The following is a 14,039-nucleotide window of genomic DNA, read 5'->3' on the forward strand; positions in this document are numbered from 1 at the left end:
AAAATTCTCTGAGATGTTTGCAAGCGGGCCAGTCCCCTGAGCCGATATTTCATACCAAACAGAGTGTGGCGCTCTGCTACCTGTGAGCATGCTCGGTCCGTCCGAGAAGCCTGATGGTAGCGACGGTACATTCACCTTGAACCAAGGGTTCAAGGGTTACAGCCTGCGGCGGCATCTCGGAGATTCCCTTCTTTACCTTGCATTATTCCCCCCGGTTATCAGCTCTCACCCTGAGGGTCGAAATTCCCCTTACCGTATGGCAATATCCTTCTCTGTTAGTGTAAAACTACAGGCTGTTTGTCGTGGTTTCAGCTTGTTAACGCGATAGCCCTGACGCGCCTTTTTGCTTAACTGATACGGTAAAACCTATGAACCCCAGCCTTCTTGACCGGCAGGATATCCGCACTCACGTACGTCACTTGCGTCGTGGATTAACGTCAGAGCAACAGCAGCAGGCTGCCATCCATGTTGCCGAACACGCCCTAAATTTCCCCCCCATCCAGCAGGCCAAAAAAATCGCTCTCTTTCTCTCTTTCGATGGCGAGCTGAACACACGGCCGCTGATTGCTAAATTCTGGCAACATAATCAGCGGGTTTATCTGCCGGTGCTGCATCCTTTTTCTAAAGGCCAGCTGCTTTTCTTCCGTTACGATACTGATACCGTGCTTACGCCAAATCGTCTGGGCATTCCTGAACCGCCGTTAGATATTCGCAATCTGGCAACGTTGAGCGAGCTGGATGTGTTGATGGTGCCGCTGGTCGCTTTTGACAATCAAGGACAGCGACTGGGCATGGGGGGCGGATTTTACGATCGTACGCTGCAAAACTGGCAGCAGCATAATGTTTTGCCGATTGGCCTGGCGCATGACTGCCAGCAGGTTGAGGCACTGCCAGTGGCCGATTGGGACGTCCCGCTGAAAGCGATAATCACGCCGTCAAAACTGTGGCAGTGGTAAAGGTGAGGAGAATCGCTTCTCCTCACGCAGGCAGTTAGTAGAGCAGACGTGCGCGGATGGTTCCCGGAATGGCCTTCATTAGCTGTAGCGCGGTGTTTGCTACATCCTGAGGCGCATCAATATCAATCACGACATAGCCCATCTGCGGCGTGGTTTGCAGGTACTGTGCCGCGATGTTGACGCCCTGACCGGCGAATATGTTGTTGATGGCGGTCAGAACGCCCGGACGGTTCTCGTGGATGTGCAGCAGGCGGCTTTGCTGGCCATGCATCGGCAGGGAAACTTCCGGGAAGTTCACCGCAGACAGCGTTGAACCATTATCAGAGTATTTCGCCAGCTTACCGGCCACTTCAATACCGATATTTTCCTGTGCTTCCTGAGTCGAGCCACCGATATGCGGCGTCAGGATCACGTTGTCGAATTCACACAGCGGTGAATTGAACGGGTCGCTGTTTGTGGCAGGCTCTTCCGGGAACACGTCAATCGCCGCGCCCGCCAGATGCTTATCAGCCAGCACTTTGCACAGCGCAGGGATATCGACCACGGTGCCGCGGGAGGCGTTAATAAGCAGCGAGCCCGGTTTCATCATGGCCAGCTCTTCAGCACCCATCATATTCTGCGTTGAAGCCGTTTCCGGCACGTGCAGGCTGACGACGTCGCTCATATTCAGCAGTTCTGACAGGTAGCGCACCTGCGTTGCATTACCCAACGGCAGCTTGCTTTCGATATCGTAGAAATAGACATGCATACCTAAGCTTTCTGCCAGCACGCCCAGCTGCATACCGATATGGCCGTAGCCAATGATGCCCAGCTTTTTGCCGCGAGCTTCATAAGACCCAACGGCCAGTTTGTTCCAGATGCCGCGATGCGCTTTGGCATTCGCCGCAGGCACGCCGCGCAGCATCAGCAGCAGTTCGCCGATAACCAGTTCAGCCACGGATCGGGTATTGGAGAAAGGCGCGTTAAAGACCGGAATTCCTCGCTTAGCCGCGGCGTTCAGATCGACCTGATTGGTTCCGATGCAGAAACAGCCTACCGCTACCAGCTTCTCAGCCGCCGCAAAAATGTCTTCGGTGAGATGAGTACGCGAGCGAATGCCGATAAAATGCGCGTCGCGGATGGACTCTTTCAGCGTTTCGCTGTCCAGTGCACCCTTGTGAAATTCGATGTTGGTATAGCCAGACGCCCGCAGATTCTCTACCGCGCTCTGATGCACGCCTTCGACCAACAGGAACTTAATCTTGTCTTTCTCCAGTGATACTTTTGCCATTTCCCGACCCTATTTAGCAGACTTCAGAAGTGGCTGGTTACCCCGTGGGTAATAAGCCAGCCTTCTGTCAAAATATCAAAATTTACGCGCGCGGCAATACAAACGATTGCCTGGGGTGCAGTACTGCGGAGAAAAGCATCCCTCTAAATCAACAGATAATCACGATGCGCAGACCTTCATCAGCAGGATCGCCCTGTCTGAGAAAATTATGTGACATAAGTCACCGAATTTGGCCTGTAAAATAAAAGATGTTTTTTATTAAAAATTAACCGACGCGGCCATCGCGCCGGTAAGATCATTTTTGTATGGTTTTTACGCCGCTGGCGGTGCCAATCAATGCGATATCCGCAGAACGGGTGGCGAACAAGCCAACGGTAACCACCCCAGGCAGAGCATTGATCGCCTTTTCCAGCGCGACGGCATCCAGTATATGTAAATTATGCACGTCCAGGATGACATTGCCGTTATCGGTAACGACCTGCTGACGGTACTCGGGCAGACCGCCCAACTTCACCAGTTCTCGCGCGACGAAGCTACGCGCCATCGGAATAACCTCTACCGGCAGCGGGAACTTGCCAAGCACGTCGACCTGCTTGGATTCATCGGCGATACAGACAAATTTATCTGCAACCGCAGCAATGATTTTTTCACGGGTCAGGGCTGCGCCACCGCCTTTGATCATCTGCATAAAGCCGTTGATTTCGTCGGCACCATCAACATAGACCGACAGGGAATCGACCTCATTCAGATCGAAAACGGGGATCCCCAGGCTTTTCAACCGCAATGTTGAGGCGTCCGAACTGGATACCGCCCCTTCAATTTGCTGTTTCATCGATCCCAGAGCATCAATGAAGTGCGCGGCGGTAGAGCCGGTACCCACACCAACGATGGTGCCGGGTTGAACGTATTGCAGAGCGGCCCAACCAACGGCTTTTTTCAGTTCATCCTGCGTCATGGTAAATTTAAAATCCGTGCTGCTGTTGTGTGGCGGTAGTATAAAACAACCACCCAAAAAAAATCCCTGTTCACGGCGGATTTGTTGACAGTCTGGAAGCCAGCTCGCAGCCTTGTGGGATAAACGCTTCATTGCACAGGGCAAAATGACAAAAATGTGGCATAGTGCAAACTTCACACCTGAAAGAGAGTTAAACGAACAATGAAACGCCCGGATTATCGAACGCTTCAGGCGCTGGATGCAGTGATCCGCGAGCGCGGTTTTGAACGTGCAGCGCAAAAGCTTTGTATTACTCAGTCGGCCGTTTCCCAACGCATCAAACAGTTGGAAAATATGTTCGGCCAGCCGTTGCTGGTACGTACCGTTCCCCCCCGCCCTACTGAGCAGGGACAAAAATTGCTGGCCTTACTGCATCAGGTCGAGCTGCTGGAAGAAGAATGGCTGGGCGACGAGAACAGCGGTACGACGCCTTTGCTGCTGTCGCTGGCGGTCAATGCCGACAGTCTGGCAACCTGGCTGCTGCCCGCGCTGAAAACCGTCCTGACGGATTCTCCCGTGCGCCTTAATTTACAGGTAGAAGACGAAAGCCGTACCCAGGAACGGCTGCGTCGTGGTGAAGTTGTCGGCGCGGTCAGTATCCAGCCTCAGCCGCTGCCTAGCTGCCTCGTCGATCGGTTAGGGGCGCTGGATTATCTCTTTGTGGGTTCAAAAGAGTTTGCTGCCCGCTATTTCCCGAATGGCGTGACGCGCTCTGCGCTGCTGAAAGCGCCAGCGGTCGCTTTTGATCATCTTGATGATATGCATCAGGCTTTTTTACAGCAGAATTTCGATCTGTCGCCGGGTAGCGTGCCCTGCCATATCGTCAACTCTTCAGAGGCTTTTGTGCAGCTGGCGCGGCAGGGAACAACCTGCTGTATGATCCCGCATCTGCAAATTGAACGCGAGCTGGCGGAAGGCGATCTGATCGATTTAACACCGGGCCTGTTTCAGCGCCGTATGCTTTACTGGCACCGCTTTGCCCCGGAAAGCCGCCTGATGCGTAAAGTGACCGATGCGCTGATTGCACACGGGCATCGCGTACTGCGTCAAAGCGAATAAAATTAAAGGGCCGGATGGCCCTTTGGTACAGCTGTCGTACAAGCTGCTACGGATTACGTTTCAGCTCAAACACCACATCAACCTGATCGTCAAAATGAATACTCTGCTGCTCGTAGGTCTGCGCGGCGGAGGTCATTGGCGCGGCGTCAGCAGCTTTAAACATTCTGGCCACCGGCATCGGCTGATAGTTGGCAACGTGGTAGCGGATGCTGTAGACCGGCCCTAACTGAGTGTTAAAGCCTTTCGCCAGCGCACCTGCCTGCTGAGTGGCATTCTCGATAGCGGCCTGACGGGCTTTATCACGGTAGCTGTCAGGGTTCGCCACGCCCAGCTCCACGGAGCGGATTTCATTCAGACCGGACTTCAACGCCCCATCCAACAGCTCATTCAACTTGTCCAGCTGGCGTAGCGTGACCTGAACCTGACGTACGGCACGATAGCCTTTCAGCTCTGATTTACCGTCTTTCAGATAATCATATTCAGGCTGAGTACGCAGGTTAGCAGCATTAATATCTTTCTTCTCAATGCCGTTTTTTTGCAGAAAATCGAAATACTGGGCGACGCGCGCGTCAGCCTGCTTTTTCGCTTCTGAAGCATCTTTTGATGACACACTGACTTCTATTGCCAGCGTGGCAATATCAGGCGTAGCGTCTACGCTGGCCTGGCCTGATGTCACCACGTGCGGGCCATTGGGTAATTCATCAGCCATTGCTGCGGCAGGTAGAACAGACAATCCAACTATTGCGGCCAGAGCCGATTTTGTAAGCTTCACTGAATTCCTCCATGGGATTTAATCACATCCGGGCAGAAAACGGACGGCACGAACCGCCAGTCAATTGTTCCGTTATAGTGCAACAGCTTATGTTAGTGCCTGAATCGCTCTCCGACTATGATCTCCATTCCTGGAGTACGTTTCTTTACAACCAGCCTAATGCCTGAAGAGCCAGTTTTAACGCAATCGCCCACATTACCAGCCCAACCACCAGGTTAATAACACGCTGAGACGTCGCGGTGTTTAATCGGGGAGAGAGCCAGGCTGCCAGCAGCGCCAGACTGAAAAACCACAGCAGCGAAGCGCTGGCCGAGCCGAGCGCAAACCAGCGGCGAGATTCGGCAGGTAATTGTCCGCCCAGGCTTCCGAGCACCATAAAGGTGTCAATATAGACATGCGGATTAAGCCAGGTGACGGCCATCATTGTTGCGACAATTCGCCAGCGCCCCTGCCTCAGCGCGTTAGCGCTGGCCAGTTCAATATTACCGCTGGCGGCGGTACGTAAGGCACCCAGACCATACCAGAGCAGAAACAGTACCCCGCCCCATGTCACCAGGTTAAGCAGCAACGGTGACTGCGTTAATAATGCGCTGCCGCCAAATACCCCGGCGCAAATCAATACAATATCGCTTAGCGTGCAGAGACCTGCCGTCATCAAATGATACTGTCTGCGAACGCCCTGGTTCATCACGAACGCGTTTGTGGCCCCAAAGGCAGGATCAGCGCGGCACCCAACGCCATCCCCTGGAAAAAAACAGAAATCATGGTCTATTCCTCAATCTTAACCTGGTGGCGGCGAGTTTATAGCGAGGTTAACATTAGAGGAAATGGAAAGAACTTATGGTTTATCAGAATAGCTAATGATGCAGAACTAAAAAAAGAGCGGCACTGATGTCCGCTCTTCTGAGAAGATTATCGGGCAAAATCGTCTGATATTACTTAGAAGTCACCGGTTCTGCTTTGCTTAACGTCTGCGCGTCAGCCTCTTCTTTTGGCTCAGCCGTTTTATCCTGATGCAGGTGAACATCCATCTGCGGATAAGGAATGCCGATATTGTTAGCATCCAGCGTACGTTTGAAGTTTTTCATCAGATCCCAGTAAACATTTTGCAGATCGCCCGCATTGCTCCAGCAGCGCACCACAAAGTTCACTGATGATGCTGCCAGTTCATTCAGCCCAATCTGAACGCCCATATCCTGGAGAACACGCGGATCGGCATCAACCACTTCGCGCAACAGTTTAAGCACCCGATCGACATCCGCGTCATAGGCCACACCGATAATGAATTCATTACGGCGCACCGGCTCGCGGGAATAGTTAACGATATTACCAGCAATGATTTTACCGTTTGGCACGACGACCGTCTTACCATCGGCTGATTTCAGCGTAGTCGAGAAAATCTGTACGTTCTGTACGGTTCCCATTACGCCGATATCGATAAAGTCACCGGTACGGAAAGGACGGAAGATCACCAGCAGTACGCCTGCGGCCAGGTTACTCAGCGCACCCTGCACCGCCAGACCTGCGGCCAGACCAATTGCGCCTAACAGTGCAATCACCGAGGCCGTTTGCACGCCCACACGGTTTAATGCGGCGGTCAGCGTAAAGGCGATGATGCCGTAACGGGCAATGGCCGCCAGGAAGTCGCATACGGTTGTATCGATATGTCGTGCTTTAAGCACTTTATTCAGTGCGTTAGAGACAATTTTTGCAACCAATACCCCAATGATAATGATGATTATTGAGGCAACAATATTGACCGCATAGCTCAGTAGCAGTGCCTGGTTATGAACCAGCCAGCTACCCGCTCGGTTAACGCCATCTACTACGTTTAGATCTTCCATCTGATTATCCTGTTGTTGCTCTCAACTGAGCGTTCGCAGTTATTCATTGCCAGGCAATGCTGACATCCCAAACAACAAGCGTAACCAAAAATGGGGCGTACTGCCAAATATCCAGTGAAATTAATAATTTGTTACCTAACGGGCAAAAAAAAGACCCCATAAAGGGGCCTTTTATTCAGCAAGACGTTTTCGCTTAAAGCACGTCTACCGCATTCAGCTCTTTAAATGCCTGTTCCAGACGAGTAATCATTGAAGTCTGGGCAGAACGCAGCCATACACGCGGATCGTAGTATTTTTTGTTTGGCTTATCAGCGCCTTCCGGGTTACCCAGCTGGGCCTGAAGGTAGCCTTCGTTCTTTTTGTAGTATTGCAGGATGCCGTCCCAGGTCGCCCATTGGGTGTCGGTATCGATATTCATTTTAATCACGCCGTAGCCGATTGACTCTTCAATCTCAGCAGCGGAAGAACCAGAACCACCGTGGAAAACGAAATCCAGCGAGTTATGCGGCAGGTTATGTTTTTTGGTCACATATTCCTGAGAATCACGCAGGATGGTTGGGGTCAGCTTGACGTTGCCTGGCTTATAAACACCGTGTACGTTGCCGAAAGAGGCCGCAATGGTGAAGCGTGGGCTGATAGCGTTCAGCTTGGTGTAAGCATAATCAACATCTTCTGGCTGAGTGTACAGTGCAGAAGCATCCATATGGCTGTTGTCTACGCCATCTTCTTCACCGCCGGTACAGCCCAGTTCGATTTCCAGCGTCATGTCGATTTTCGCCATGCGTGCCAGATATTTGCTGCTGATTTCGATGTTTTCTTCCAGAGACTCTTCTGACAGATCGATCATGTGAGAAGAGAACAGTGGTTTACCTGTTTTGGCAAAGTGAGCTTCACCGGCATCCAGCAGACCATCGATCCACGGCAGCAGTTTTTTCGCGCAGTGGTCAGTGTGCAGGATAACTGGCACACCGTAGTGCTCAGCCATCTGATGAACGTGATGCGCACCAGAGATAGCGCCCAGAATTGCCGCAGCCTGTGGCTTATCGGATTTCAGGCCTTTGCCGGCAATAAATGCCGCACCGCCGTTAGAGAACTGGATGATGACCGGCGCTTTTACTTTCGCAGCGGTTTCCAGAACGGCGTTGATTGAGTCAGTGCCCACGCAGTTAACGGCTGGCAGAGCGAATTTGTTTTCTTTGGCGACTTGGAAGATCTTCTGTACGTCATCACCGGTGACAACGCCTGGTTTTACGAAATCAAAAATTTTAGACATGTCTTTTGTCCTGTTTCGTCGGTCGTAGTAAGAGATTCTGTACCTGATAGTCAGGTCAATCGTTCAGGCGGGAGCAAAACTCCCGCCCCAGAGATTACTGTTTTGCGCGCTCTTCCAGCATGGCTACTGCTGGCAGTTTTTTGCCTTCCACGAACTCCAGGAATGCACCGCCGCCGGTAGAAATGTAGGAAATTTTGTCTTCGATGCCGAAGAGGTCGATTGCTGCCAGCGTATCACCGCCGCCTGCGATAGAGAATGCGTCGCTGTCTGCAATGGCTTTCGCGACGATTTCAGTGCCCTTACGGAAGTTAGGGAACTCAAACACGCCCACCGGGCCATTCCACAGGATGGTTTTGGCTTCTTTCAGCAGCTTAGCCATGGCTTCAGCAGTTTCGTCGCCAAAGTCCATGATCTCTTCGTTGTCTTGCACTTCGCTGACTTTTTTGACGGTAGAAGGCGCAGTTTCGGAGAACTCGGTGCCGACGCGGGAATCCGTTGGAACCGGAATTTTGAACTCATCACGCAGTTTTTTGGCTGCATCAACGAAATCAGGTTCGTACAGTGACTTGCCTACGTTGTTGTCGATAGCCACGAAGGTGTTAGCGATACCGCCGCCAACGATGACCGTATCTGCAATTTTAACCAGTGAATTCAGTACGTCGAACTTGGTAGATACTTTAGAACCGCCGACGACGGCAACCATTGGGCGCTCAGGGCTTTTCAGGGCTTTACCCAGCGCTTCCAGCTCGTCTGCCAGCAGCGGGCCAGCACAGGCGACAGAGGCAAATTTACCAACGCCGTGAGTAGAGGCCTGCGCGCGGTGCGCCGTACCAAAGGCATCCATGACATAGATGTCGCACAGCGCAGCATATTTTTTAGCGAGCGTTTCGTCGTCTTTCTTTTCGCCTTTGTTAAAGCGCACGTTTTCCAGAACGACCAGCTCACCGTCTGCAATTTCAACGCCGTCCAGATAATCTTTCGCCAGGCGAACTGGAGATGAAAGTTTATCTTTCAGATAGTTAACCACCGGAAGCAGTGAGAATTCTTCATTATATTCACCTTCGGTCGGACGACCAAGGTGAGAGGTTACCATCACTTTTGCGCCCTGCTTCAGGGCCGCTTCGATAGTCGGCAGTGAAGCACGGATACGTGCATCTGAAGTCACTTTCCCTTCTTTCACTGGCACATTCAAATCGGAACGAATCAGTACGCGTTTCCCGGCAAGATCCAAATCGGTCATTTTAATTACTGACATGGTGAGTCCTCTCGTTGATTCTCTAAATTTTAAAGGCGCAATCCGCGCCCTGGCTGAAACCGCTTGCGGCCATGGCTAACGTCGTGTCAATCATTCGGTTAGCAAAGCCCCACTCGTTGTCGCACCAGACCAGCGTCTTGATCAGGTGCTGACCGCTGACCCGCGTTTGGGTGCCGTCCACAATGGCACTGTGCGGATCGTGGTTAAAATCTATGGAGACTAACGGTAATTCCGTATAGTCAACTATACCACTAAATGTTTCTTCCGAGGCATTTTGCAGCAGCGCGTTGACCTCGCAGGCCCGTACCGCAGCCCGTACGCTGACGCTTAAATCAATTGCCGTCACGTTAATCGTAGGCACGCGCACGGCGATGGCTTCAAAGCGATCGTTAAATTTCGGAAAAATACGCGTAATGCCTGCGGCAAGGCGCGTATCCACCGGAATGATCGACTGGCTGGCCGCACGAGTACGCCGTAAATCGGTGTGGTAGGCATCAATAACCTGCTGGTCGTGCATGGCAGAGTGGATAGTGGTTACCGTGCCTGACTCGATGCCGAAGGCGTCATCCAGCAGTTTGATAATCGGAATAATACAGTTAGTGGTACAGGAGGCGTTGGAGACGATCAGGTCGTGGGGCTTGAGTTCTTTTTCGTTCACGCCAAAGACCACGGTGGCGTCAAGGTCGTTTCCACCGGGATGGGAAAACAGCACTTTTTTAGCGCCGGCGGCAAGATGAGCTTCGCCATCAGCCCGGCTGCCAAACACGCCGGTGCAATCAAGAACGATATCAACATTAAGCTCGCGCCAGGGAAGATCGGCGATTTCCGCACGATGCAAAATACGAATGGTATCTTCGCCCACCCACAGCAGATCTCGCTCCTGACGAACGTCCCAGGCAAACCGCCCGTGGCTGGTATCGTATTTTAACAGGTGCGCCATGCCTGCCGCTTCCGCCAGTTCATTAATGGCCACAATGGTAATTTCAGCGCGGCGTCCGGTTTCATAAAGCGCACGCAGTACGTTACGCCCAATGCGACCAAATCCGTTTATGGCAATGCGAACCGTCATATCACTCCTGCAGCAAAATTCAGTGCAAAACTGGAACGTTAGCCTGAGGCAGACGTTTACATTTGTACAGGGAATTTTTGCGCCTTCAATCCTGCATTCGATTCCAATCCCGTCAGTCGATACGCGGACTGAAACGGTTCAGCTACAATAAAGACAATACGGAATAATTGGAATGAGTTAGATCAATCCCAGGTTAAAAATCTGACCCGGATCACATTCGGGGAAAGAGTGGTCAAAAAACATCCCATTAATATCGCATTGCAGAGTCAGGCAGGCTGGTGCGATCGCGCATTCCGATCAGCACAAACTTAGCATACGCCAGGGCGAAACTGCTCTCTCGCCGCTTAAATGAGATTTTTCCCAGTCATTTTATGTTAATAGCGAAATTCATACGTAACGAACAGAAATAACCGCAACGCGAAAAGGAACCTGTTGCAGCCGTGAGGTGGCAGTGAATGCTAAGGGTTTTAGGCAGGCTCGCCTGCCTGAGCAGGCGAGCCTGACGTCTTACAGCAGCGCTTTCGCTTTAGCGACAACGTTATCCACGGTGAAGCCAAAGATTTCAAACAGCTTCTCGGCTGGTGCTGACTCACCGAAGGTGGTCATGCCAACGATAGCGCCGTTCAGGCCGGTGTATTTGAACCAGTAATCAGCAATACCCGCTTCGATAGCAACGCGCGCGCTAACCGCTTTCGGCAGCACGGCTTCACGGTAAGCAGCATCCTGCTTGTCAAACGCATCGGTAGACGGCATAGAAACCACGCGAGCCTTACGGCCTTCCGCAGTCAGACGATCGTACGCGGCAACCGCCAGCTCAACTTCAGAACCGGTAGCAATCAGGATGACTTCTGGCTGACCTGCGCAATCTTTCAGCACATAAGCACCGCGCGCAACGTTAGCCAGCTGCTCAGCATCACGATCCTGCTGCGCCAGATTCTGACGGGAGAAGATCAGCGCGGTTGGGCCGTCGTGACGTTCGATAGCATATTTCCAGGCTACGGCTGATTCCACCTGGTCACACGGACGCCATACGCTCATGTTTGGCGTCACGCGCAGGCTGGCAAGCTGTTCTACCGGCTGGTGAGTTGGACCATCTTCGCCCAGACCAATGGAGTCATGGGTATAGACCATAACCTGGCGGATTTTCATCAGCGCGGCCATACGGGCAGCATTTCGAGCGTATTCCACAAACATCAGGAACGTTGCGGTATAAGGCAGGAAACCGCCGTGCAGCGTAATGCCGTTCGCGATCGCCGTCATACCGAACTCGCGTACGCCATAATGAATATAGTTGCCTGCGGCATCTTCATTGATTGGCTTAGAGCCGGACCACATGGTCAGGTTGCTTGGCGCGAGGTCAGCGGAACCGCCCAGATATTCTGGCAGCAGCTTGCCGAAGGCTTCCAGCGCGTTCTGAGAAGCTTTACGGCTGGCAATTTTAGCTGGGTTCGCCTGCAGCTGTTCGATGAACTTCTGCGACTCATTCTGCCAGTTTTCCGGCAGTTCGTTTTTAACACGACGCTGGAATTCGAGGGCCAGCTCAGGATGCGCTTTCGCGTAGGCGGCGAACTTTTCATTCCACGCAGCTTCTTTCGCCTGACCGGCCTCTTTCGCGTCCCACTGAGCGTAAATGTCCTGTGGGATTTCGAATGGCGCATGGCTCCAGCCCAGTTGCTTACGGGTCAGTGCGATCTCTTCATCACCCAGCGGTGCGCCGTGTGAATCGTGCGTGCCGGCTTTGTTTGGTGAGCCAAAGCCAATCACGGTTTTGCACATCAGCAGAGAAGGCTTATCGCTGACCGCTTTGGCTTCTTCAACGGCTTTACGGATAGCTTCCGCGTCGTGACCGTCCACGCCACGAACAACGTGCCAGCCATAAGCTTCGAAACGCGCCGCGGTATCATCGGTGAACCAGCCGTCGATATGGCCGTCGATAGAGATGCCGTTATCGTCATAGAAAGCAACCAGCTTGCCCAGTTTCAGCGTGCCCGCCAGCGAGCAAACTTCATGAGAGATGCCTTCCATCATGCAGCCGTCGCCCATAAACACATAGGTGTTGTGGTCAACAACGTCGTGGCCCGGACGGTTGAACTGCGCGGCCAGCGTACGCTCGGCAATCGCCATACCGACAGCGTTAGCAATACCCTGTCCCAGCGGACCCGTGGTGGTTTCAACGCCTGCGGTGTAACCGAACTCCGGGTGGCCTGGCGTTTTGGAGTGCAGCTGACGGAAGTTAGCCAGTTCAGCAATCGGCAGATCGTAGCCGCTGAGGTGCAGCAGGCTATAAATCAGCATCGAACCGTGGCCGTTTGACAGCACGAAACGGTCGCGATCGGCCCACAGAGGATTCGTCGGGTTGTGATTCAGGAAGTCACGCCACAGAACCTCAGCAATATCCGCCATACCCATAGGCGCGCCCGGGTGGCCAGATTTGGCTTTCTGTACAGCATCCATACTTAGTGCGCGAATGGCGTTCGCAAGCTCTTTACGAGAAGACATGTTCTACTCCAGATCGGATTAAACGCTTCGCCGTCCTTAACCTATTTTAATCAATGAGTTATCAGGCAAAGTGGTAAAAGTCGACCCTCAATGTACATGAAAGGGGGGTAACATGTACATGGCGAAAAGTGCAAAAAAACCGGTCCAAACTTGCGTTTTTTGCCCGCCGCAACTAGGCATTTGTACGCTGTACGGTTATAACGTTTACTTCTTAGTCACACTTTTTCCCTGCTATTTAGCGGCAGGTGATTGTTTTTTATTACCTTGTTATGGAATGGATGAAAATATATGAAACTCCCTGCTTCAGTACTGGCTCTGACCATTGCCACCGCACTTTCTGGTTGTCAGAATTTTGACAGCAATGCCCTGCTCCAGTCGGGTGCCCAGGCTTATCAGGCTGCCTCACTCAGCGATGCGCAGGTAAAAGAACTCAGTGTGAAATCCTGCGAGCAAATGGATAGCGAGGCACAAATTGCCCCTGCCGACAGCGTTTATACCCAGCGTCTGAATAAAATTGCCGCCGCGCTTGGCGATAATATTAACGGCACGCCGGCAAACTATAAGGTCTACGTCACGAAGGATGTTAATGCCTGGGCGATGGCGAACGGCTGTATCCGTGTCTACAGCGGTTTAATGGATATGATGACCGACAACGAAGTGGAAGGCGTACTGGGCCATGAAATGGGTCACGTTGCGCTGGGGCACACGCGTCGGGCGATGCAGGTGGCTTACGGCACGACGGCAGCACGCTCTGCTGCGGCCTCCGTTGGCGGTATTGCTGCTACGCTGTCAGCCTCGCAGCTGGGCGACCTGGGCGAGAAACTGGTGAATGCACAGTTCTCACAAAAACAGGAATCGCAGGCGGATGATTACTCATTTGATCTGTTGAAGAAGCGCGGCATCAACCCAGAAGGGCTGGAAACCAGTTTTGAAAAACTGGCGAAACTGGAAGGCAGCAACAGCAGTACAATGTTTGACTCCCATCCTTCCTCTGCTTCCCGTGCACAGCATATTAAGGAGCGCATTGCGGCAGGAAAATAATGATAAA

At 52.4% G+C, this 14,039-nt stretch carries 11 protein-coding genes, 1 other RNA gene and 1 pseudogene; 4 read left to right on the forward strand and 9 right to left on the reverse strand.

Features of this window, described 5'->3' with window-relative positions; genetic code table 11:
• Positions 1-2 precede the first annotated feature (2 nt).
• Together ssrS and EHV07_RS18730 are read left to right on the forward strand one after the other, a co-directional pair.
• Positions 3-187, forward strand: a non-coding RNA gene (gene ssrS / locus EHV07_RS18725) — 6S RNA.
• 181 nt (positions 188-368) lie between these two features.
• A complete protein-coding gene (locus EHV07_RS18730) occupies positions 369-956 on the forward strand; it encodes a 5-formyltetrahydrofolate cyclo-ligase (RefSeq protein ID WP_147199676.1) in 588 nt (195 codons plus the stop codon).
• A 34-nt stretch (positions 957-990) separates the two neighbouring features.
• Here EHV07_RS18730 and serA read toward each other — a convergent pair whose 3' ends face one another.
• Together serA and rpiA are read right to left on the reverse strand one after the other, a co-directional pair.
• The gene (gene serA, locus EHV07_RS18735) at positions 991-2,226 is read right to left on the reverse strand and encodes a phosphoglycerate dehydrogenase (protein WP_147199677.1); all 1,236 of its coding nucleotides are present in this window, start codon (positions 2,224-2,226) and stop codon (positions 991-993) included.
• Between the two features lie 295 nt (positions 2,227-2,521).
• A complete protein-coding gene (gene rpiA / locus EHV07_RS18740) occupies positions 2,522-3,181 on the reverse strand; it encodes a ribose-5-phosphate isomerase RpiA (protein WP_147199678.1) in 660 nt (219 codons plus the stop codon).
• A 201-nt stretch (positions 3,182-3,382) separates the two neighbouring features.
• Between rpiA and EHV07_RS18745 the strand changes: the two genes are divergently transcribed.
• Positions 3,383-4,279, forward strand: a complete 897-nt coding sequence (locus tag EHV07_RS18745; protein WP_147199679.1) for a LysR family transcriptional regulator ArgP — start codon at positions 3,383-3,385, stop codon at positions 4,277-4,279.
• A gap of 46 nt (positions 4,280-4,325) precedes the next feature.
• Here the strand turns inward: EHV07_RS18745 and EHV07_RS18750 are convergent, their stop codons facing one another.
• The 7 genes and pseudogenes from EHV07_RS18750 to tkt form a co-directional block, all read right to left on the reverse strand.
• Positions 4,326-5,051 carry an oxidative stress defense protein gene (locus EHV07_RS18750; protein WP_147199680.1) on the reverse strand — a complete coding sequence of 242 codons (726 nt, stop codon included), beginning with the start codon at positions 5,049-5,051 and terminating at the stop codon, positions 4,326-4,328.
• A 145-nt stretch (positions 5,052-5,196) separates the two neighbouring features.
• Positions 5,197-5,816, reverse strand: a pseudogene (argO, locus tag EHV07_RS18755) (arginine exporter ArgO).
• 170 nt (positions 5,817-5,986) lie between these two features.
• Entirely contained in the window at positions 5,987-6,895 is a 909-nt protein-coding gene (mscS, locus tag EHV07_RS18760; RefSeq protein WP_147199681.1) for a small-conductance mechanosensitive channel MscS, read from the reverse strand.
• 193 nt (positions 6,896-7,088) lie between these two features.
• Positions 7,089-8,168 carry a class II fructose-bisphosphate aldolase gene (gene fbaA / locus EHV07_RS18765; protein ID WP_147199682.1) on the reverse strand — a complete coding sequence of 360 codons (1,080 nt, stop codon included), beginning with the start codon at positions 8,166-8,168 and terminating at the stop codon, positions 7,089-7,091.
• A 94-nt stretch (positions 8,169-8,262) separates the two neighbouring features.
• Positions 8,263-9,423, reverse strand: coding sequence for a phosphoglycerate kinase (gene pgk, locus EHV07_RS18770; protein WP_147199683.1), 1,161 nt, complete (start codon positions 9,421-9,423; stop codon positions 8,263-8,265).
• A 22-nt stretch (positions 9,424-9,445) separates the two neighbouring features.
• Complete coding sequence (epd, locus tag EHV07_RS18775; RefSeq protein ID WP_147199684.1) at positions 9,446-10,492, reverse strand: erythrose-4-phosphate dehydrogenase; 1,047 nt, start codon at positions 10,490-10,492, stop codon at positions 9,446-9,448.
• A 507-nt stretch (positions 10,493-10,999) separates the two neighbouring features.
• Entirely contained in the window at positions 11,000-12,991 is a 1,992-nt protein-coding gene (tkt, locus tag EHV07_RS18780) for a transketolase (protein WP_147199685.1), read from the reverse strand.
• A gap of 288 nt (positions 12,992-13,279) precedes the next feature.
• On the opposite strand from tkt, the gene EHV07_RS18785 reads away from it, so the two are divergent.
• A complete protein-coding gene (locus EHV07_RS18785; RefSeq protein ID WP_147199686.1) occupies positions 13,280-14,032 on the forward strand; it encodes a M48 family metallopeptidase in 753 nt (250 codons plus the stop codon).
• Positions 14,033-14,039 lie beyond the last annotated feature (7 nt).

This window comes from Pantoea sp. CCBC3-3-1 (genome assembly GCF_007981265.1).
Taxonomy (GTDB): Bacteria; Pseudomonadota; Gammaproteobacteria; order Enterobacterales; family Enterobacteriaceae; genus Erwinia.

Coding starts and splice junctions, on each gene's coding strand:
- serA (WP_147199677.1), bottom strand. CDS start 2,226: ATGGCAAAAGTATCACTGGAGAAAGACAAGATTAAGTTCCTGTTGGTC.
- EHV07_RS18730 (WP_147199676.1), top strand. CDS start 369: ATGAACCCCAGCCTTCTTGACCGGCAGGATATCCGCACTCACGTACGT.
- tkt (WP_147199685.1), bottom strand. CDS start 12,991: ATGTCTTCTCGTAAAGAGCTTGCGAACGCCATTCGCGCACTAAGTATG.
- fbaA (WP_147199682.1), bottom strand. CDS start 8,168: ATGTCTAAAATTTTTGATTTCGTAAAACCAGGCGTTGTCACCGGTGAT.
- pgk (WP_147199683.1), bottom strand. CDS start 9,423: ATGTCAGTAATTAAAATGACCGATTTGGATCTTGCCGGGAAACGCGTA.
- EHV07_RS18785 (WP_147199686.1), top strand. CDS start 13,280: ATGAAACTCCCTGCTTCAGTACTGGCTCTGACCATTGCCACCGCACTT.
- EHV07_RS18745 (WP_147199679.1), top strand. CDS start 3,383: ATGAAACGCCCGGATTATCGAACGCTTCAGGCGCTGGATGCAGTGATC.
- rpiA (WP_147199678.1), bottom strand. CDS start 3,181: ATGACGCAGGATGAACTGAAAAAAGCCGTTGGTTGGGCCGCTCTGCAA.
- mscS (WP_147199681.1), bottom strand. CDS start 6,895: ATGGAAGATCTAAACGTAGTAGATGGCGTTAACCGAGCGGGTAGCTGG.
- epd (WP_147199684.1), bottom strand. CDS start 10,492: ATGACGGTTCGCATTGCCATAAACGGATTTGGTCGCATTGGGCGTAAC.